Source organism: Streptomyces sp. NBC_00443 (assembly GCF_036014175.1).
Lineage (GTDB): Bacteria > Actinomycetota > Actinomycetes > Streptomycetales > Streptomycetaceae > Streptomyces.
Window position 1 is genome coordinate 8699191 of the sequence record NZ_CP107917.1, and the last position, 18094, is coordinate 8717284.

Here is an 18094-nt window from a genome sequence, read left to right on the forward strand (position 1 = left end):
TGCTACACGCCGCGGAACTCGCCCGGGCGGCGCTCCCGGAAGGCCTTGAGCCCCTCGGCCCGGTCCTCGGTGGAGAACAGCACCGTCACGCTCTCCCGCTCGTAGGCGATGGCCGTCTCCAGGTCCATGCCGAGCCCGAAGTCGACCAGCCGCTTGCCCGCCGCGAGCGCGAGCGGTGCCCCCGCGGTCAGGCCGGCGGCCAGCTTCTCGGCGGCGGCAAGTGCGCCGCCGGGTTCGGCCAGTTCGTTGACCAGTCCGAGTTGCCAGGCGCGCTCCGCGTCGATCGGTTCGCCGGTGAGGATCATCTGCTTGGCGATCGCCGGTGGCAGCAGGCGCGGGAGCCGCTGGGTACCGCCCGCGCCCGGCAGGACGCCCAGCTTCATCTCGGGCAGACCGAGCCGCGTACCGCGCTCCGCCACCCGCAGGTCGCAGGCGAGCGCCAGCTCCAGGCCACCGCCGAAGGCGAACCCGTGGACGGCCGCGACCGAGGGCTTCGTGAAGTCCTCCAGGAGCGCGTACGCGTCCGTCAGGCGGCCCACGAACGCCCGGAACTGCCCGGGTGCCGTGCACGCCTCGATCTCCGCGATGTCGGCGCCGGCGCAGAAGGCCCGGCCCGCGCCGGCCACCACCACGGCGCGTACGTCGTCGTTGTCGCGGACCTCGTTCAGCGCCCGCGTGAGCTGATCCACGGTCTCGGAACCCACGGCATTGAGCCGTTCCGGCCGGTCGAGCGTCAACACGGCCATTCTGTCGCGGAGTTCGACACGCAACACGGTCCTCACCTCAGACCATCGTCAGGCCGCCGCTGACCGAGAGCGTCTGCCCGGTCATGTAGGCGGCGTCGTCGGACGCGAGGAAGGCCACCACGCCGGCGATCTCGGCGGGCTGGGCGACGCGGCGCAGTGGGATGGCCCGCACGGTCGCGTCGTACATCCTCTGGCTGTACTCGGCGACCTGCCCGAGCAGCGCGGTCTCGGTCGGCCCCGGGCAGACGCAGTTCACGGTGATGCCGTGCCGGGCGACCTCCCTGGCCAGGGCCTTGCCGAAGGCGATGACGCCGCCCTTGGTCGCGGAGTACACGACCTCGCCGGACGAGCCGACCCGCCCGGCGTCGGAGGCGATGTGGACGATCCGGCCGCCGCCGCGCTCGATCATCGGGTCGAGCACGGCCCGCGTCATCGTGATCGTCCCGCGCAGGTTCACGGCGATGATCCGGTCCCAGGTCTCCTCGTCGCTGTCGACGAAGCGGCCGATGACATCGACGGCCGCGTTGTTGACCAGCACGTCCACCGGGCCGAGTTCGACGCTCACCCGCTTCACGGCCGTGCGTACGGCCGCGCCGTCGGAGATGTCCGCGCCGACTCCGGTCGCGCGCACCCCGTACCGCTCGGCAAGTCCGGCCGCGACCTTCCCGGCGGCCTCCGCGTCCACGTCACAGACGGCGACCGAGGCCCCGGCGGCGGCCAGCGCGTCTGCGATCGCCTCGCCGATGCCCCGTCCGGCACCGGTGACCAGCGCCACCTTGTCCCGCATGCTTACGCGCCCTCCCTCGCCCGGCTCCAAAAACAGCGCTATCGTATAACTACTTCAGCTAAATAAGCGAGATGCAGGAGTGGAGTCGAGCATGCGCCGTACGATCTTCACCGAGGAGCACGACCTGTTCAGGGAGACCGCCCGCTCCTACTACCTGCGGGAATGCGTCCCGCACACCGAGGAGTGGGAGCGTGACGGGCAGGTCAGCCGCGCCGCGTGGGCGGCTGCGGGCAAGGCCGGACTGATCGGCTGGCAGTTCCCGGAAGAGTACGGCGGCCAGGGGATCCGGGACTTCCGCTACAACGCGATCATGGCGGAGGAGATGGCGGCCACGGGCGCGGTCGGCATAGGCCTCGGCCTGCAGAACGACGTCATCCCGCCCTATCTGATGAACCTCACCACCCCCGAGCAGAAGGCTCGTTGGCTGCCCGGTGTGATCAGCGGCGAGACGATCTGCGCGCTCGCCCTCTCGGAGCCTGCCGCCGGATCCGACCTCAAGGGCATCCGCACCACCGCCCGCAGGGAGGGCGACGAGTGGGTGATCGACGGCTCGAAGACCTTCATCACCAACGGCATCCTCGCCGAGCTGGTGATCGTCGCCTGCAAAACCGATCCTGACGCCGGGCACAAGGGCATCAGCCTGATCGTCGTCGAGCGCGGCACCGAGGGCTTCGAGCGCGGGCGCAAGCTCGACAAGGTCGGGATGAAGGCCCAGGACACCGCCGAACTCTTCTTCCACGAGGTCCGAGTTCCCGCCGGCAACCTCATCGGGCAGGAGGGGCGCGGTTTCTACCACATGATGGGCAACCTCCCGACCGAGCGGCTCGCCATCGCCGTCGCCGCGCTCGCCTCCGCCGAGCGGGCCTTCGGCTTCGCGCTCCAGTACGCCAAGGACCGCACCGCCTTCGGCCGGCCCATCGGCGGGTTCCAGGCCAACCGGTTCGCCCTCGCCGACATCAAGGCCAAGCTGGGGGTCGCCCGGGTCTATCTGGACGGCTGCATCATGGCCCTGGTCGAGGGCGAGCTGACGGCCGAGGAGGCCGCCGCGGCCAAGTACTGGACCACGGAGACGGGCTGGGAGGTCATCGACCGCTGCATGCAGCTCTTCGGCGGCTACGGCTACGTCAACGAGTACGAGATCGCCCGCATCTGGCGGGACAGCCGGGTGCAGCGGGTGTTCGGCGGCACCTCGGAGATCATGCAGGAGATCGTCGGACGGTCGCTTGGGTTCTGAAGGACAGTGAGCGTTCAGCATTGATTGGTTCGGCTAAATAGGTTATCTATTTAAGCTGTACGGATGTGGTGGTAGCGGGCTCCAGGAGGCACCGTGGTCACGGTCGACGTGAAGCTGCACCAGGAACGGGCCGAGCGGGACCTGCCGCGCCCCCGGCTCGTCATCGGTGGCAAGGATCTGCACGAGACGAGCGGCGGTATGTACGAGCACATCAACCCCGCGACCGGTCTCGTCCAGGCCGACATCCCCCTCGCGGGGCCCGTCGAGGTGGACCGGGCTGTGGCCGCCGCCCGTCAGGCCTTCGAGGTGTGGGGCACCATGCGGCCCGCCGAACGCCGCCGCCTGCTCACCCGCTTCGCCGGACTGCTGCGCGACCACATCCCCGACTTCGCGGCGATCTGCCCCCTGGAGAACGGTGTCTGCATCGGCGGCTGGGCGGAGAACGTCGGACCGCATGTCGCCGAGTGGACCGAGTACTACGCCGGCTGGGCGGACAAGATCGAGGGCATGGTCGCCGCGGCCTACAGCCCGCACGAGAACGTCGAGTACACCCTCGCCGAGCCGTACGGCGTCATCGGCCACATCATCACCTGGAACTCGCCCGCCCTGTCCCTGGCGATGAAGGTCCCGCCCTCGCTCGCCGCCGGCAACACGGTGGTCATCAAACCGGCCGAGTCCACGCCGTTCTCCGCCCTGCTCTTCGCCGACCTGGCCCGCGAGGCGGGCATCCCCGACGGCGTGATCAATGTCGTCACCGGACTCGGCGAGGCCGGATCGGCCCTGGTGAGACACCCCGGCGTGGACAAGATCTCCTTCACCGGCGGGCCCGCCACCGCGCGCCGCATCATGTCCGACGCGGCGCTGAGCCTCAAGCCCGTCCTGTTCGAGCTGGGCGGCAAGTCCGCCAACCTGCTCTTCGCCGACACCGACCTGGACACCATGGTGCCGTACTGCGCGGCCTTCGCCATGAGCAACACGGGCCAGGGCTGCGCGTTGCCCACCCGTCTGCTGGTCGAGCGCCCGATCTACGACGAGGTCGTCGCCCGCGTCACCGGGGTCGTCGCCCACCTGCCCGTGGGCGACCCGCTCGACCCGACGACGTACATCGGGCCCCTGATCAACGAGGCCGCCCGCGAGCGCGTCCAGGGCGTGATCGACAAAGCGGTCGAGGAACGAGCGGGCCGGCTCGTGTACGGAGGCGAACGCATCGAATCCGACGGCTGCTTCGTCTCCCCGGCCGTCTTCGCCGACGTCGACAACCGCAGCGACCTCGCCCAGCAGGAGATCTTCGGCCCGGTCCTCGCCCTCACCCCGTTCGACACGGAGGACGAGGCCGTCGCCCTCGCCAACGACACCGAGTACGGACTTTCCGCCTACATCCAGTCCCGCGACATCGCCCGCGTCAACCGTCTGGTGCCGCGTCTGAAGGCCGGGACGGTCTACGTCAACCCCGGCCCCAACCCGATCACTTCGCCCTCCACGCCCTTCGGAGGCGTCGGCATCAGCGGGTTCGGACGGGAAGGCGGCAGGGCCGGACTGGAGGAGTTCATCCACGTCAAGGGCGTCGGCGTCGGCCGCGTCTGACGGCGCCTCACCTTCTGAACGAAGCCTCTGGAGCCACCATCATGCATCCCGCACGCCGCCTGACGTTCGGCGACATCATCCGCGAGCACCGACGCTCCTTCCCCGCAGGCGTCGCCCTCGTCGACGGCGAGGTCCGGCTGACCTGGCCGCAGCTCGACGAGCGCACCAACCGACTCGCCCACGCCCTCACCGACGCGGGCGTCGGCTCCGGCGACCGCATCCTGTGGCTGGGCCAGAACTCCTTCCGCATCTGGGAACTGCTCGGCGCCGCCGCGAAGATCGGTGCGATGGTCTGCCCCGGCTACTGGCGCTGGGCCGCCCCCGAAATGGCGTTCGCGGTCGAGGACTTCGACCCCCGGGTCGTGATCTGGCAGGACGAGGAGATCGGCGACACCGTACGCAAGGCGCGGGCCGAACTGGGCACCGACCACCGGGCGTTGTGGCTGCGACATGACGCGGAGGGCACCGAGGAACCCGACTCGTACGAGTCCTTCCTGGCCTCCGGCTCACCCGAGGACCCGGTCGCCGACGTGGACGTCGAGGTGGATCCCGACTCCGCGCTGCTGGTCATCTACACCGCGGCGATCTCCGGACGGCAGTCCGGCTCGATGCTCTCGCACCGCAACCTCCTCGCCATGGGCGCGAGCGCCGCCTGGATGGGGGACATCGGCACGGAGACCGCCTTCCTCGGCGCCGGACCGATGTTCCATATCGGCAACTACCAGTTCTGGGGCGTCCCGGCCTTCGTCCACGGCGGCAAGAACGTGATCGTGCGCCGCGTGGTCGCCGAGGAACTGCTCCCGCTCCTGGAGGCCGAGCGCTGCACCCACGCCTATCTGATGCCGCCGACCATCGCGCAACTCGTCGCGCTGAACCGGGAGGCCGGACACGACCTCTCCCACCTGCGGGCGAGCGTCGCCGCACCCCTGTGGCAGGGCACCGTGCCCACCGACACCAGCCGCTTCACCCGCAACGGCGGCGGCGAGGGCCGCGGCTACGGGCAGACCGAGGTGACCGGCTTCGCCGTGACCGGCGCCTACGGCGGGACGGGCACCGGCAACGCGGGACGCCCGGGTCCCTTCACCGCCGTACGCATCCTCGACAGCGGCGGCAAGGAGTGCGAGGTCGGGGTGGCCGGCGAGATCTGCGTCCGCGGCGACCTCGTGCACCTCGGCTACTGGAACCGGCCGGAGATCAACGAGGAACGCTTCCGCTTCGGCTGGTGGCACACCACCGACCTCGGTCGGCGCGAGAGCGACGGCACGATCAGCTTCCTCGGGACCACGACCCGCATGCTCAAGTCGGCAGCCGAGAACATCTTCCCCGCCGAGGTCGAGAACTGCATCGAATCGCATCCCGCGGTCAAGGAGGCCGCCGTGATCGGCGTGCCCAACGAACGCTGGGCGCAGGACGTCAAGGCGGTCGTCGTACTGCGTCCCGACGCCGGACCGGTCCCGGCGGCGGACGTGATCGAGCACTGCCGGGCGCGGATCGCCTCGTACAAGAAGCCGAAGACGGTGGAGTTCATCGAGGCGCTGCCGCGCACCAAGGACTTCGCGAAGGACTACGAGGCGCTCGACGAGCGCTTCGGCGGGGGCGGCTATCCCGGCGGCGACACGCTCGGCGCGGGCCGGTGAGGCCCTGATGGACGCTCGACATCCCGTCGTCGCGGGTGTGTACGCCACCGAACAGGCGCTGTCCCTCCCGCACCGCGACGCCATGGACCTCGCCCTCGAAGCCGTGTGCGGCGCCATCGAGGACGCCGGGCTGACCCCGGCGGACATCGACGGTGCCCAGGTCGACTGGCCCGGCCCGGGCGGCGTGCCCGGCGAGGGCAGCTCCTGGGCCCGGATGCTCGGCCGGGACCTGCGCTGGTCCAGCGACTCGATGCTCGACAACGCGGGCTCGCGGGGCCTGCTGAAGGCGGCGGCAGCCGTCCGGGCCGGGTTCGCGGACACCGTGGTGGTCGGCGGCTGCAAGCTGGTCGCGCGCGGGGCGGGACCGGTCGGGGCCGGGGTGCCGCTGGAGTTCGCCGATGTGTGGGGAGCTATGTCGTCGCCCAGTTCGCGCTGGTGGCCGCACGGCACATGCACGAGTACGGAACGACCTCCCGCCAGCTCGCGGAGGTCGCCGCCACCATCCGCAACAACGGCACCACCAACCCGGAGGCGATGATGTACGGGCGTGGGCCCTACACCGCCGAGGACGTGCTCAACTCCCGCATGGTGGCCACCCCCTTCCACCTGCTGGACTGCTGCATCGTCGGCGAGGGCGGCGCCGCGCTCGTGGTGACCACCGCCGAGCGGGCCCGGGATCTCCCGCGCCCACCCGTCGCCGTACTCGGCGGCGGCATGGAGTACCACCAGGCCGCGTACGCCAACCCGGCGCTGTACCGGGAGGTCGGCGGGCTCGGCCGGGACGCCGCCACCCGCGCCTATGCGATGGCCGGAGTGAACCCGCACGACGTGGACGTCTTCTCCCTCTACGACCCCAACTCCTTCGAGATCATCCGGCAGTTGGAGATCCTCGGTCTGTGCGGTGAGGGAGAGGGCGGCCCGCTGGCGGCGAGCGGTGCCCTCGCCGTCGGGGGCAAGCATCCCGTCAACCCGGACGGCGGCTGTCTGGCGTACGCCTGGAACGGCACCCAGCAGATGACATTGAAAGTCGTCGAAGCCGTACGGCAGTTGCGCGGCACGGCGGTGCACCAGGTCGAGGGCGCGGAGCTGGCGGTCGTCGGCAACGCCGGCTCGGGAGCGCAGCACTACGAGATGAGCGTGCTGGGGAGGATGCGATGAGCCGGCCCGTACCCGTCCCCACCGAGCTGTCCCGGCCGTTCTGGGACGCGGCCCGCCGCGGTGAGCTGGTCGTTCCGCAGTGCCCGACCTGCGGTCTGCGCTTCTTCGTCCCCGAGCCCGCCTGCCCCGGCTGTATGTCGCGGGACTGGCGTTACGCGCCCAGCGCGGGCCGGGGGAGCGTCTACTCGGTGACCGTCGTGCACCGCGCACCCGGACCCGGCTTCGACACCCCCTTCGCACTGGCCGTGATCGACCTCGACGACGGAGGCACCCTGCTGTCGCACGTGGACGCGGGCGACACCGACGACGTGGTCATCGGCCTGCGCGTACGCGTGGACTTCCGCGCCCTCACCGACGAGATCGCGCTGCCGTACTTCGTACCGGAGAACACTCACTGAGGGCGGAGGTGGGCGCGGTGGCGAACACGCCGGTACGGGTCCCCAAGATGGCCGAGCTGGTGGCGGCACGGCTGCGCCGGATGATCGTGCGCGGCGAGCTGGCCGAGGGTGACGCGCTCCCGTCCGAGACGGCGCTCATGGAGGAGTTCGCCGTCTCCCGGCCGACGCTGCGCGAGGCGTTCCGGGTGCTGGAGTCGGAGTCGCTGATCAACGTGCGCCGGGGTGCCCGGGGTGGGGCGCGGGTGCAGACCCCCGAGGGCACGGTGGCGGCCCGGTACGCGGGCCTGGTGCTGGAGTACCGGGCGACGACCCTCAAGGACGTGTACGACGCCCGCACGGTGATCGAGGCACCGTGCGCCGGACTGCTGGCCGAGCGGCGCACGGACGAGGACCTGGAGCGGTTGCGGGCAGCCGTCGCCGAGGCCGAGCGGCTCATGGACGACCCGTCGGCGTTCATCCGCGCCCACATGGAGTTCCATGCCCTGGTCGTCGAACTGGCGGGCAATGAGACGCTCGGCGTCCTCAACGGCATGGTCCGTCACATCATCGACCAGGCGAACTGGTCCCACGTCGACCTCGACGCCGGCAGCCCCGAGAACATCCGGGCCAACCGCCGGGGCTTCCGCGCCCACGGCGCACTCGTCGACCTGGTCGCAGCTCGCCGCGCCGAGCAGGCCGAGGAACTGTGGCGCGTCCATCTCCAGGAGGCGGAGGACTATCTGCTGCAGAACAGGTCCATGACGACGGTCCTGGACCTGCTCGGCTGACATGTCGCGAGGTGGGTGTGTCAGCTGTCGCGCAGCTCCCGCACGATCGGTTCCCACACCTCGGCGTCGATCTCGTAGGCGGTGTAGAAGGAGATCCGGTCGACGAGCGCTCCGTACCGGCGCCGGATCTCGCCCGCCACCCGCTCCGGCTCCGCCACCACCGCGAACGTGTGCAGCACGTCGTCGTCGACGAGCCGGCCCATCGCCTCCCACTTGTCCTCGCGGGCCGACTTCGAGAGCGCGTTGAGTTCGTCGCCGAGTTCGCCCCAGCCGTGCAGTTCGAGGACCCCGCGATAGGCGGGCGTGCTGCCGTAGAAGGCGATCTGCCGGCGGGTGCCGTCCACCGCGCGGGCCATCTCCTCATCGGTGCGGCCGGTCGCGGTCAGCAGCAGATGGGAGACCGAGAAGTCGCCGCGGGTACGGCCGGTGGCCGCGAGGCCGGCCTCCACGGTCGGCAGCGTGACCTCCCGCAGATAGCGCTCGGTGGTGAAGCCGTGCGCGAGGAGTCCGTCCGCGACCTCGCCCGCAACCCGGGTCATCGCCTGCCCGACGGCGGCCACGAAGACCTTGGGCGCGCCGCCGGGAGCGGGCGGGGGAGAGAAGAAGGGAGCCATGAGTGTGTGCGTGTAGAAGTCTCCGCGGAAGTCGAGCTTCTCGCCCTCGTTCCAGGCGGCCCAGATGGCGCGCAGCGCGCTCACGTACTCCCGCATGCGCGCCGCGGGCCGGCTCCACGGCATCGAGAACCGTCGCTCGATGTGCGGTTTGATCTGGCTGCCGAGGCCGAGGGAGAACCGTCCGCCCGAATAGGTCTGCAAGTCGTGTGCGGTGTAAGCGAGTTGCATGGGGGAGCGGGCGAAGGCGACGGCGATGGCCGTACCGACCTCCAGCCGGTCGGTGTGTTCGGCCGCGAGCAGGAGCGGCAGGAACGGGTCGTGCTTGGACTCGGACGCCCACAGGCCGTCGTAGCCGGTCTTCTCGTGGTGGCGGGCCTCCTCCACGACCTCCGCGGTGCTCCACACGTTGAGCTTGCCGTCGACCTTCATGCCGCTCCTCCGACCGCTTCCAGTCCGATGCGCTGTGCGAGCAGTTCCCGGTGGTACGCCGGGTCGCCGAACAGCAGTTGTGACGTCTTGGCCCGCTTGAGAAAGAGATGGGCCGGGTGCTCCCAGGTGAAGCCGATGCCACCGTGGACCTGGATGTTCTCCGCCGTCGCCTGCAGACAGGCGTCGGAGCAGAAGGCCTTGGCCAGGCTCGCCACGGCGGGCAGATCCGGGGCCTCGCTCTCGGCGGCGAGCAGGGCGTAATGCGCGGCGGCTCGCGCCGACTCCACCTCCAGCAGCACGTCGGCCAGCAGGTGCTTGACGGCCTGGAAGGAGCCGATCGGCCGCCCGAACTGCTGCCGCACCTTGGCGTACTCCACCGCCATGTCGAGCGCACGGGAGGCCACTCCGACCTGCTCGGCGGCCAGTGCCACCGCGGCCCGGTCCAGGACCTCCGCGACCAGATCCCAGCCGTCGCCGTGCGTGCGCAGGCGGGTCGCCGGTACGTCGGCATAGTCGAGGCGCGCCTGTCGGCGGGTCGGGTCCATGGTGGGGAGGGGGGTGCGGGTCAGTCCGGGCGCTTCGCCGTCCACGCAGAAGACGCCGATGCCGTCGTCGGTTCGGGCGATGGTGAGGACGACATCGGCGGTGGCGCCGTCGAGGACGAACATCTTGTGCCCGGTGAGCACCCAACTTCCGTCGGATTCGCGGGCGGTGAGCCCCACGCCCGCCGCGTCCCAACGGGCGGAGTCCTCGGTCAGGGCCAGCGTCGCGACGAGTTCACCCGAGGCCAGCCCCGGCAACAGGCGTTTGCGGGCGTCTTCGTCGCCGCACCGCAACAGCGTGGTCGTCGCGAGTACGGCCGAGGACAGGAACGGGGCGCACAGCAGTGCGCGGCCCATCTCCTCCATGACGACGCCCACTTCGACCGGCCCGCACCCGGCTCCGCCGTACTCCTCGGGTACGGCCAGCCCCTGAAGCCCCAGCTCCGAACCCATCCGGCGCCACAGCGCCCGGTCGAAGCCATGCGGTGTCACCATCAGGCGCCGCACCTCGGACTCGGGCGAGGTGTCGGCGAGGAACGCCCGCACCGTGCGCCCGAGTTCCTCCTGCTCCTCGCTGAACGCGAAGTCCATCCGAGTACTCCTCTCCGGCTCAGCTCGCCGGCTCAGTTCTCTTGCTCAGCGCTTCGGTTCAGCGCCGGCCGCGCGACGCGATGATCCGCTCGACCGCGGCGATGTGATCCGGTGAGTGCATGGTGTCCCGCTCGGCGAGCAGGGCCGGTTCCATCACGGTGTCGAGGGCCTGCTCCAGGTGCCGGTTGACCGCGCGCTTGGTCTCGCGCAGCGCCTGCACGGGCAGCGCGGCCAGCCGCCCGGCCAGGTCCATGGCCTCGTCCATGAGTTTGTCCCTGGGGACGGCGCGATTGGCGATGCCCAGCCGGACCGCGTCCTCGGCGCGCACCCGGTCGCCCAGGAACAGCAGCTCCTTCGCCCGGGTCGGACCCACCAGCAGCGGCAGGACGTACGCGCCGCCGTCGCCCGCGACGAGTCCGACCTGGACGTGCGGGTCGGCGACGTAGGTGTCGTCGGCGATCAGTACGAGATCGCTCAGCAGGGCCAGGCTGCAACCGAGTCCGACGGCGGGGCCGTTGACCGCCGCGATCACAGGGAGCGGGCAGCGGACCAGGCCGGTGATGATTCGCCGGGCCTCGTCGACGTTCTGGTCCCGGAAGGCAGCGTCGCGCTGGACGCGGGTCATGATGTCGAAGTTGCCGCCGGCGCTGAACGCCCGCCCTCGCCCGGTGAGCACGATCACCCGTGCGTCCGGGTCGGCGGCGATCTCGTCCCACACCGACGTGAGACCGGTGTGCAGCTCCTCGCTCATCGCGTTCAGCTGCTCCGGCCGGTTCAACTCGACCAGCCGGACCGGTCCGAGGGCCGTCACCACCAGATCCGTCGTCTCCAGATCCGTCATCTCCACCGCCGTCAATACCGCCATCGTTGTCGTGATGGCCATCGTTCACGAATAGGTCAGTAGAGTTGAATGCTATAACTAATTAAGCTTTCTGGAAACCGGTCCGTGGAGTGACGGAGGACGCGCATGGCGGAGCAGGAGTACGAGACCGTGCGGGCCGAGGTGGCGGACCGGATCCTCACCGTCACCCTCAACCGGCCCGAGAAGCTCAACGCCTTCAACCCGCGGATGATGCAGGACCTGCTGGACGTCCTGGACGTGGCCGACGAGGACGACGAGATACGCGTGATCGTGGTGACCGGAGCCGGCCGCGGTTTCTGCGCGGGCGCCGACGTCAGCTCAGGCGGCTCGTCCTTCGACCATCGCAAGGCGGGTGCCCGGCACCGGGACACCGGCGGCAGGGTCGCGCTGCGGGTCTTCTCCAGCACCAAGCCGGTCATCGCGGCGATCAACGGCCCGGCGGCGGGCGTCGGGGCCAGCATGACCCTGCCCATGGACATCCGGCTGGCGTCGACCTCGGCCAAGTTCGGCTTCGTCTTCGCGCGCCGCGGCATCGTGCCGGAGTCGGCGGCGAGCTGGTTCCTGCCGCGGGCGGTCGGCATGCAGCAGGCGATGGAATGGGTGGCGACGGGCCGTGTCTTCGGTCCGGACGAGGCCCTGGCCGCCGGGCTGGTCCGCTCTGTCCACCCACCGGAGGAACTGCTGCCGGCGGCGTACGGACTCGCCCGGGAGATCGCCGAGAACACCTCGGCGATCTCGGTGGCCCTGGCCCGCCAGATGATGTGGCGGATGCTCGGCGAGCCCCACCCCATGGCGGCGCACCGGCTCGACTCGCGGATCATGAGCCAGATCGGCGGCGGCCCGGACCCCGTCGAGGGCGTCGAGTCCTTCCTCGCCAAGCGGCCACCCGAGTTTCCCGGCGGGGTGAGCAAGGACATGCCACCCGTCTACCCTTGGTGGCAGGAGGAGGAATTCCGCCCGTTCGGGGAGCAGGCATCCGATAGCCGGGAGTCGTGATGTCGACGTTCGACTACATCGTGGTGGGCGCCGGTTCGGCCGGATGCGTGCTGGCCAACCGGCTCTCCGAGGACCCCGGGACGTCCGTGCTCTTGATCGAGGCGGGCGGCCGGGACGCCACTCCGCTGGTCAGGATGCCCAAGGGGTTCGGCAAACTGCTGGGCGATCCGCGGTTCGCCTGGCACTACCCGGTCGAACCGGTCGGCCCGACCGGACGGGTCGAGCACTGGGTCCGGGGCCGCACACTGGGCGGGTCGAGCTCGGTCAACGGCATGGTCTACAACCGCGGCGACCGGGCCGACTACGACGAACTGGAGCGGCTCGGCAATCCCGGCTGGGGCTGGGACACGATGCTCCGCGTCTTCCGGCGGATCGAGGACAACGCGCTCGGCGCCGGCGAAGTCCGGGGAGCGGGCGGGCCGTTGCACATCTCGACCGCACCCCGGCCGGAGCCACTGTGCGAAGAAGCCATCGCCGCCGGAACCGGACTCGGCTGGCGCCGCACCGACGACCTCAACGCGAGCGATGCCGAACGCATCGGCTATGCCATGGCCACCATCAAGAACGGACAGCGGTTCAGCGCCGCCCGTGCCTTCCTGCACCCCGTCGCCCACCGGCCCAACCTCACCGTGTCGGTGAACACCCTCGTGACGAGGGTCCTGACGCAAAAGGGCCGGGCCGTGGGCGTGCACACCCGCAGTGCGGGCCGCGAGGCGGACTTCCGGGCCCGGCGCGAGGTGATCCTCTCCGCCGGCAGCATCGCCACACCCAAGATCCTCCAGCTCTCGGGCGTCGGCCCCGCCGAGACGTTGAAGGCGGCGGGCGTCGATGTGCTGGTCGACAGCCCCCATGTCGGTGGCCGGATGCGCGAGCACCGCTGTTTCGTCGTCCAGTACCGGCTGAAGGACGACCTCGGCTACAACAAGGCACTGAGCACCCCGCTGCGACAGGCCCTGTCGGGAGCCACATACCTGGCGACCCGCCGGGGACCGCTGGCCGCGCCCGCCTTCGACGTCATCGCCTTCTTCAAGACCCGCCCCGAACTCGCCCGCCCCGACGCGCAGTTGCTCATCGCGCCGGTGTCCCTGCTGCCGGAGGTCCCCGGGAAGGAGACCGGCGTGGAGCGCGAGCCCGGCGTGATGGGCCTCGGCTACATCCTGCGCCCCACCGCCGAGGGGAGGCTGCACATCACGTCCGCCGACCCCGAAGCCCCCCTCACCATCGCGCCGAACTACTACGGTTCCGTCCACGACCGCGCGGTCGGGGCCGCTCTCTTCCGGCGGATGCGAGAACTCTTCGGGACCGAGCCGATCGCCGGCCGTATCACGGCCGAGACCCTGCCGGGCCTTGCCGTGCGGGAGGACCAGGAGATCATCGACGCCGGCCTGGAGCACGGGCGCTGCGGCTACCACGCGGTCGGCACCTGCGCGATGGGCCCGGCCGAGGACGACGTGGTCGACGCCCACCTCCGCGTGCGCGGAGTCGACGGTCTGCGGGTCGTCGACTGCTCGGTCCTGCCGACCATGCTGTCAGGCAACCTCAACGGACCGATCATGGCCATGGCCTGGCGGGCGGCCGACCTCGTCCTCGGGTCGGACTGATCCGGTGCGAGGAGGTCGTGGCCAGGAGATCACGGGCCAGGAGATCAGGGGCCAGGAGATCGCGGGGGCGGGAGATCTGGCTGAAACATTGTCGTAGTTTGCTCGAAGTGTTAGCGTCCGGTCGGCGGGCATTCAGTTGAATGCGCTTAACCATTCACCGCCTGGACGGTAACCATGAGCGATGGTTTCCTGCACGAATCCCTTCGCGGCGCCGACTGGGGGGTCGCCACCGCGGACACCATCGCGGCCGCACCGCCGCCCTCGCCGGAGCGCGGCGGACACTTCCGGCAGTGGACCGACGACATCCGGCAGCTGCTCGGCGTCACCGCGGACACGCATCGCATGGTCGCCGGATGGCCGCAGCTCCAGCCCGACGGCCCCGGCAGCTGGGACCGGGAGGCGCTGGACCGCTGCGAGCGCGCCCTCGACGCCCTGCTCGCGGACGGGAGGCGGCCCGCCCTCACCCTGTTCGACCGCACGCTGCCGCCGTGGCTGGACGACGCAGGCGGCTGGCTGGCCCGCGACACCGCCGAGCACTTCGCCGCGTTCGCCGCGGATCTGGGCCGCCGGTTCGGCGACCGGGTGGAACGCTGGATCACCTCCACCGACCTGGCCGGCCCCACGCTCGCGGACCACGTGGCCGGAATGTACTCACCGGGCCGGGGCGCGGGCCGCGCCGGGCTGCCCGCCGTGCACCACATCCTGCTCGCCAACGGGCTCGCCACCCAGTCTCTCGGAGCCGCCGGCGTCACCGGCCGGATCGGCACGACGGTCACCCTCGTCGGCGGCTACGCGGCCACCGACGACCCCTACGACCGGCTCGCCCTGGAGCGCCTGGAGAGCTGGACCAACCGCATCTTCCTCGACCCCCTGCTGCTCGGCGAGCACATGGTGACCGAGGAGGACGTCGCCCCCGTGGCGGCCACCGGCTGCGTACGCCCCGGCGACCAGGAGGTCATCGCCACCGCCCAGGACCTGCTGGGCCTGTCCTGGCACACCCCGTTCCGGGTCACCGCACCGGAGAACCTGCCCCGCGTACTGCCGACCAGGAAGTGCCGGAGCGCCCTCAACGAGGTCAACCGCCTGCTCATGGGCCTCGGCTTCGCGATCGTCCCCTTCGACGACGTGGAGACGACCGCCTACGGCTGGCCCATCATCCCCGAGGGGCTCGCCGACGCCGTCGCCGGCCTGTACGAGCTGTACGGCGACCGGCTGCCTTCACTGTCCGTCGTCGACAACGGCATGGGCGACCTGGACCTGGTCGACGAAACGGGGCACCGGGACGACGCCCGGCGCCGTGCCCTGCTTCGGGCCCGGCTCTCCTGGCTGGCGCGGCTCATCACCGCCGGCGTCGACGTGTGCGGCTACGAGTACTGGTCGGTGCTCGACAACCTGGAGGCAAAGTTCCGCTACACCCGCCTGTACGCGATGGCCGTCCCGGACCACGAGCCCGCGCCGCGGCCCCCGATGCCGTCCGACTGGGTGCACGGGGGAGCGTTCGCCGCCGCACCCGCCGCCGGTCCGGCGACCGGACTGACCCTCGTACCCCGGAGTGAGACTCAGGGCGCCGGCGCCTCGTAGTCCCGGCCACGGATCAGCCGTACCGGGCAGTAGACCAGGACCTCCTCGTCCCGCTGATTGCGTACGGTGATCCGGCTGGTCACCACGCCCCGGCCGGGCTTGCTGGCGGGGCGGCAGCCCGTCGTCTCCACGACCGCGTGCAGCGTGTCCCCGACATACACCGGCCCCCGCACGGTCAGCTCCATGTGCAGGAAGGCGAGACCCGTGCCGTGCAGCACGTTCGTCTGGAGGACGAGCCCCTCTGCGAGGCAGTACGTCAGGCCGCCCGGGACCAGCCGGCCCGTGTAACCGCCCTCCGCCGCGTGCGTGGCGTCCCAGAAGAGCGGTTCGGTGAAGCCGCCCCAGGTGACGAAGTTGACCAGGTCGGTCTCGGTGACGGTCCGGCGGGCGGTCATGAAGACCTGCCCGACCGGCATCTCCTCGTACGTCAATCCCTGGACCAGCGGCGGGACTTCGGTGGTGATCTGCTCCGGCGTCATGATCGTTCCTCTCGTACGGTGGTCAGAGATCGAGCGGGTGCTTGCTGCCCACGCCCTCGAAGTCCGGGGCACGCTTGTCCCGGTGGGCGGCCAGCCCCTCGACGACCTCGTGTCCGCCGAACCCGAAGAACTCCAGCCCGAGCGAGGCCTCGAAGATCGGCTGCGCGGTGCGGTACCAGTGGTTGAGGGACCGCTTGGTCCAGCTGAGGGCGCTGGCCGGCCCGGTGGCCAGGACGGTCGCAACGCGCAGGGCCTCCGCGTGCACGTCCTCGTCGGCCACGCACTTCGACACCAGGCCGATCCGCTCGGCCTCCTCGCCGGTGAGCGCCTCGCAGGTCAGGAGGTAGTACTTGGCCTTGGCCATGCCGCACAGCAGCGGCCAGCAGATGGCCGCGTGATCCCCCGCCGCGACACCGAGCCGCGTGTGTCCGTCGACGATCTTCGCCGTGCGGGCGGCGACGGAGATGTCCGCCAGCATGCCGATGACCAGCCCCGCACCGACCGCCGGCCCGTGGATCGCGGAGACCACCGGCTTGGAGCAGTTGATTACCCCGTAGACCATGTCCCGCGCCTCGCGCATCACCCGGGCACGCACCGCGTAGTCTCCGGTCATGGCCTCGATGGAGTCGAAGGTCCCGCCCGCCGAGAACGCCCTGCCGGCCCCCTGGACCAGCACCACCCGGGTCTGCTCGTCCCGGTCGATCACCGGCCAGATCTCGGCCAGTTCCCCGTGCATCCGTGGATCCACGGCGGTGAGGTTCGGGGCGTCCAGCACGACGCGGAGCACGCCGGGCGCGGGCCGCTCGAAGGTCAGGCTCGTGAACGGGGCGTAGAGATCGGTCACGTCGCGCTCCTAGTGTAATCGGTGTGGATACTATAATTATCTAACTGTATCGAGCGTGAGCGCGGCAAGCGATCGGCAGACGCGTCGCACCGAGGACGGGAAGCTCGGCATGGATCTCACCTTCAGCCAGGAACAGGACGAACTGCGCAAGGTCGTACGGTCGTTCCTGGCCAAGTACTCCGACGAGCAGGCCGTACGCCGCCTGGCCGCCGACCCGGAGGGCCACGACGTCTTCATATGGCGGCGGATGTCCGGCGAACTCGGCCTGCAGGGGCTCGCCGTACCGGAGGAGTACGGAGGCTCCGGCTTCGGCTACGTCGAGCTCGGCATCGTCTTCGAGGAGGCGGGCCGCGCGCTGCTGTGCGGGCCGTACTTCGCCACCGTCGCCCTGGCCGCCGAAGCCCTTCTGCGCTGCGACGACGAGTCGGCCCGGCACGACCTCCTGCCCGGCATCGCGTCCGGGGAGACCGTGGCCACGCTGGCGCTCACCGAGGACGGCGGCCGCTGGGACGAGCCCGGCATCCGGCTCACCGCAAGCGGCGACACGACCACCGGATGGCGTTTGACCGGCACGAAGACCTACGTCCCCGACGGCCACCTCGCCGACCTGCTCCTGGTCGCAGCCCGCACCCCTGTCGGCATCAGCCTCTTCGCGGTCGACGCCGCCGACGCGCGGGGCCTCACCCGCATCCCACTCCCCACTCTCGACCAGACCCGCAAACAGGCCCGGCTGGAGTTCACGGACACCCCTGCCCGTCTGCTCGGCACGGAGGGCACGGCGTGGCCCGCCCTGGAACGCACCCTCGCCACCGCCTCCGTCCTGCTCGCCGCCGAACAGGTCGGGGGAGCGGCCGCGGCCCTGGACGCCGCCGTGGACTACGCCAGGATCCGGGTGCAGTACGGGCGGCCCATCGGCTCGTTCCAGGGGATCAAGCACAAGTGCGCCGACATGCTGACGGAGATCGAGTCGGCCCGCTCGGCCGCGTACGGCGGACTGTGGGCGCTGGATGCCGGGGACGACATGGAGATCGCCGCCGCGGCGCCCCTGGCGCAGGCCTTCTGCTCGGAGGCGTTCACCAGGGTCGCCGGCGACAACATCCAGGTCCACGGCGGGATCGGCTTCACCTGGGAGCACCCCGCGCACCTGTACTTCAAGCGGGCCAAGAGCTCAGAGGCGCTGCTCGGCAGCCCGTCGTACCACCGGGAACTGCTGGCCGCCAGGCTCGGCATCTGACAGCAGGGTC

General features: G+C 70.7%; 18 protein-coding genes. 11 read left to right on the plus strand and 7 right to left on the minus strand.

Annotated features, from left to right (window positions below; genetic code table 11):
- Positions 1-2: 2 nt before the first annotated feature.
- Positions 3-773 carry an enoyl-CoA hydratase/isomerase family protein gene (locus OHO27_RS39690; protein WP_328429763.1) on the minus strand — a complete coding sequence of 257 codons (771 nt, stop codon included), beginning with the start codon at positions 771-773 and terminating at the stop codon, positions 3-5.
- Positions 774-783: 10 nt separating this feature from the next.
- Positions 784-1533 (minus strand): SDR family NAD(P)-dependent oxidoreductase, encoded by a 750-nt coding sequence (locus OHO27_RS39695; RefSeq protein WP_328429764.1) that lies wholly within the window; start codon positions 1531-1533, stop codon positions 784-786.
- 91 nt (positions 1534-1624) lie between these two features.
- On the opposite strand from OHO27_RS39695, the gene OHO27_RS39700 reads away from it, so the two are divergent.
- The 7 genes from OHO27_RS39700 (at position 1625) to OHO27_RS39725 (ending at position 8311) form a co-directional block, all read left to right on the plus strand.
- Complete coding sequence (locus OHO27_RS39700; protein WP_328429765.1) at positions 1625-2767, plus strand: acyl-CoA dehydrogenase family protein; 1143 nt, start codon at positions 1625-1627, stop codon at positions 2765-2767.
- A 93-nt stretch (positions 2768-2860) separates the two neighbouring features.
- On the plus strand, positions 2861-4351 hold the full coding sequence (locus OHO27_RS39705) for an aldehyde dehydrogenase family protein (RefSeq protein WP_328429766.1): 1491 nt from the start codon (positions 2861-2863) through the stop codon (positions 4349-4351).
- Between the two features lie 41 nt (positions 4352-4392).
- Positions 4393-5988 (plus strand): AMP-binding protein, encoded by a 1596-nt coding sequence (locus OHO27_RS39710; protein ID WP_328429767.1) that lies wholly within the window; start codon positions 4393-4395, stop codon positions 5986-5988.
- 7 nt (positions 5989-5995) lie between these two features.
- On the plus strand, positions 5996-6526 hold the full coding sequence (locus tag OHO27_RS43295; protein ID WP_443059665.1) for a hypothetical protein: 531 nt from the start codon (positions 5996-5998) through the stop codon (positions 6524-6526).
- Between the two features lie 266 nt (positions 6527-6792).
- On the plus strand, positions 6793-7146 hold the full coding sequence (locus OHO27_RS43300; protein ID WP_443059737.1) for a thiolase C-terminal domain-containing protein: 354 nt from the start codon (positions 6793-6795) through the stop codon (positions 7144-7146).
- A complete protein-coding gene (locus OHO27_RS39720; RefSeq protein ID WP_328429769.1) occupies positions 7143-7544 on the plus strand; it encodes a Zn-ribbon domain-containing OB-fold protein in 402 nt (133 codons plus the stop codon). Before OHO27_RS43300 ends, OHO27_RS39720 begins: the two co-directional genes overlap by 4 nt.
- 17 nt (positions 7545-7561) lie before the next feature.
- A complete protein-coding gene (locus OHO27_RS39725) occupies positions 7562-8311 on the plus strand; it encodes a FadR/GntR family transcriptional regulator (protein WP_328429770.1) in 750 nt (249 codons plus the stop codon).
- A gap of 20 nt (positions 8312-8331) precedes the next feature.
- Here the strand turns inward: OHO27_RS39725 and OHO27_RS39730 are convergent, their stop codons facing one another.
- The 3 genes from OHO27_RS39730 to OHO27_RS39740 are packed head-to-tail and all read right to left on the minus strand — an operon-like array spanning position 8332 to position 11370.
- Positions 8332-9354, minus strand: a complete 1023-nt coding sequence (locus tag OHO27_RS39730; protein ID WP_328429771.1) for a TIGR03617 family F420-dependent LLM class oxidoreductase — start codon at positions 9352-9354, stop codon at positions 8332-8334.
- Positions 9351-10487 carry an acyl-CoA dehydrogenase family protein gene (locus OHO27_RS39735; RefSeq protein ID WP_328429772.1) on the minus strand — a complete coding sequence of 379 codons (1137 nt, stop codon included), beginning with the start codon at positions 10485-10487 and terminating at the stop codon, positions 9351-9353. The genes OHO27_RS39730 and OHO27_RS39735 overlap by 4 nt, the downstream gene beginning before the upstream one ends.
- 58 nt (positions 10488-10545) lie before the next feature.
- Positions 10546-11370 carry an enoyl-CoA hydratase/isomerase family protein gene (locus tag OHO27_RS39740; protein ID WP_328429773.1) on the minus strand — a complete coding sequence of 275 codons (825 nt, stop codon included), beginning with the start codon at positions 11368-11370 and terminating at the stop codon, positions 10546-10548.
- Between the two features lie 84 nt (positions 11371-11454).
- On the opposite strand from OHO27_RS39740, the gene OHO27_RS39745 reads away from it, so the two are divergent.
- The 3 genes from OHO27_RS39745 to OHO27_RS39755 all read left to right on the plus strand — a co-directional run bounded on the left by OHO27_RS39745 (position 11455) and on the right by OHO27_RS39755 (position 15527).
- Positions 11455-12345 (plus strand): crotonase/enoyl-CoA hydratase family protein, encoded by an 891-nt coding sequence (locus OHO27_RS39745; RefSeq protein WP_328429774.1) that lies wholly within the window; start codon positions 11455-11457, stop codon positions 12343-12345.
- The gene (locus OHO27_RS39750; RefSeq protein ID WP_328429775.1) at positions 12345-13946 is read left to right on the plus strand and encodes a GMC family oxidoreductase; all 1602 of its coding nucleotides are present in this window, start codon (positions 12345-12347) and stop codon (positions 13944-13946) included. Before OHO27_RS39745 ends, OHO27_RS39750 begins: the two co-directional genes overlap by 1 nt.
- 174 nt (positions 13947-14120) lie before the next feature.
- A complete protein-coding gene (locus OHO27_RS39755) occupies positions 14121-15527 on the plus strand; it encodes a family 1 glycosylhydrolase (protein ID WP_328429776.1) in 1407 nt (468 codons plus the stop codon).
- Here OHO27_RS39755 and OHO27_RS39760 read toward each other — a convergent pair.
- Positions 15506-16006: a MaoC family dehydratase gene (locus tag OHO27_RS39760; protein WP_328429777.1), complete on the minus strand. Its 501-nt coding sequence runs from the start codon at positions 16004-16006 to the stop codon at positions 15506-15508. The two genes, OHO27_RS39755 and OHO27_RS39760, sit on opposite strands and share 22 nt — an antisense overlap.
- 22 nt (positions 16007-16028) lie before the next feature.
- Positions 16029-16850, minus strand: coding sequence for an enoyl-CoA hydratase/isomerase family protein (locus OHO27_RS39765; RefSeq protein WP_328429778.1), 822 nt, complete (start codon positions 16848-16850; stop codon positions 16029-16031).
- A gap of 109 nt (positions 16851-16959) precedes the next feature.
- Here OHO27_RS39765 and OHO27_RS39770 point away from each other — a divergent pair, with 109 nt between their 5' ends.
- Positions 16960-18084, plus strand: a complete 1125-nt coding sequence (locus OHO27_RS39770) for an acyl-CoA dehydrogenase family protein (RefSeq protein ID WP_328430688.1) — start codon at positions 16960-16962, stop codon at positions 18082-18084.
- Positions 18085-18094 lie beyond the last annotated feature (10 nt).

Bases quoted from the DNA above. Each gene is read 5' to 3' on its own strand.
- OHO27_RS39735 (WP_328429772.1), bottom strand. From the start codon at position 10,487: ATGGACTTCGCGTTCAGCGAGGAGCAGGAGGAACTCGGGCGCACGGTG.
- OHO27_RS39745 (WP_328429774.1), top strand. From the start codon at position 11,455: ATGGCGGAGCAGGAGTACGAGACCGTGCGGGCCGAGGTGGCGGACCGG.
- OHO27_RS39740 (WP_328429773.1), bottom strand. From the start codon at position 11,370: ATGGCCATCACGACAACGATGGCGGTATTGACGGCGGTGGAGATGACG.
- OHO27_RS39730 (WP_328429771.1), bottom strand. From the start codon at position 9,354: ATGAAGGTCGACGGCAAGCTCAACGTGTGGAGCACCGCGGAGGTCGTG.
- OHO27_RS39750 (WP_328429775.1), top strand. From the start codon at position 12,345: ATGTCGACGTTCGACTACATCGTGGTGGGCGCCGGTTCGGCCGGATGC.
- OHO27_RS43295 (WP_443059665.1), top strand. From the start codon at position 5,996: ATGGACGCTCGACATCCCGTCGTCGCGGGTGTGTACGCCACCGAACAG.
- OHO27_RS39770 (WP_328430688.1), top strand. From the start codon at position 16,960: ATGGATCTCACCTTCAGCCAGGAACAGGACGAACTGCGCAAGGTCGTA.
- OHO27_RS39720 (WP_328429769.1), top strand. From the start codon at position 7,143: ATGAGCCGGCCCGTACCCGTCCCCACCGAGCTGTCCCGGCCGTTCTGG.
- OHO27_RS39755 (WP_328429776.1), top strand. From the start codon at position 14,121: ATGAGCGATGGTTTCCTGCACGAATCCCTTCGCGGCGCCGACTGGGGG.
- OHO27_RS39710 (WP_328429767.1), top strand. From the start codon at position 4,393: ATGCATCCCGCACGCCGCCTGACGTTCGGCGACATCATCCGCGAGCAC.
- OHO27_RS39700 (WP_328429765.1), top strand. From the start codon at position 1,625: ATGCGCCGTACGATCTTCACCGAGGAGCACGACCTGTTCAGGGAGACC.
- OHO27_RS39695 (WP_328429764.1), bottom strand. From the start codon at position 1,533: ATGCGGGACAAGGTGGCGCTGGTCACCGGTGCCGGACGGGGCATCGGC.
- OHO27_RS43300 (WP_443059737.1), top strand. From the start codon at position 6,793: ATGGCCGGAGTGAACCCGCACGACGTGGACGTCTTCTCCCTCTACGAC.
- OHO27_RS39760 (WP_328429777.1), bottom strand. From the start codon at position 16,006: ATGACGCCGGAGCAGATCACCACCGAAGTCCCGCCGCTGGTCCAGGGA.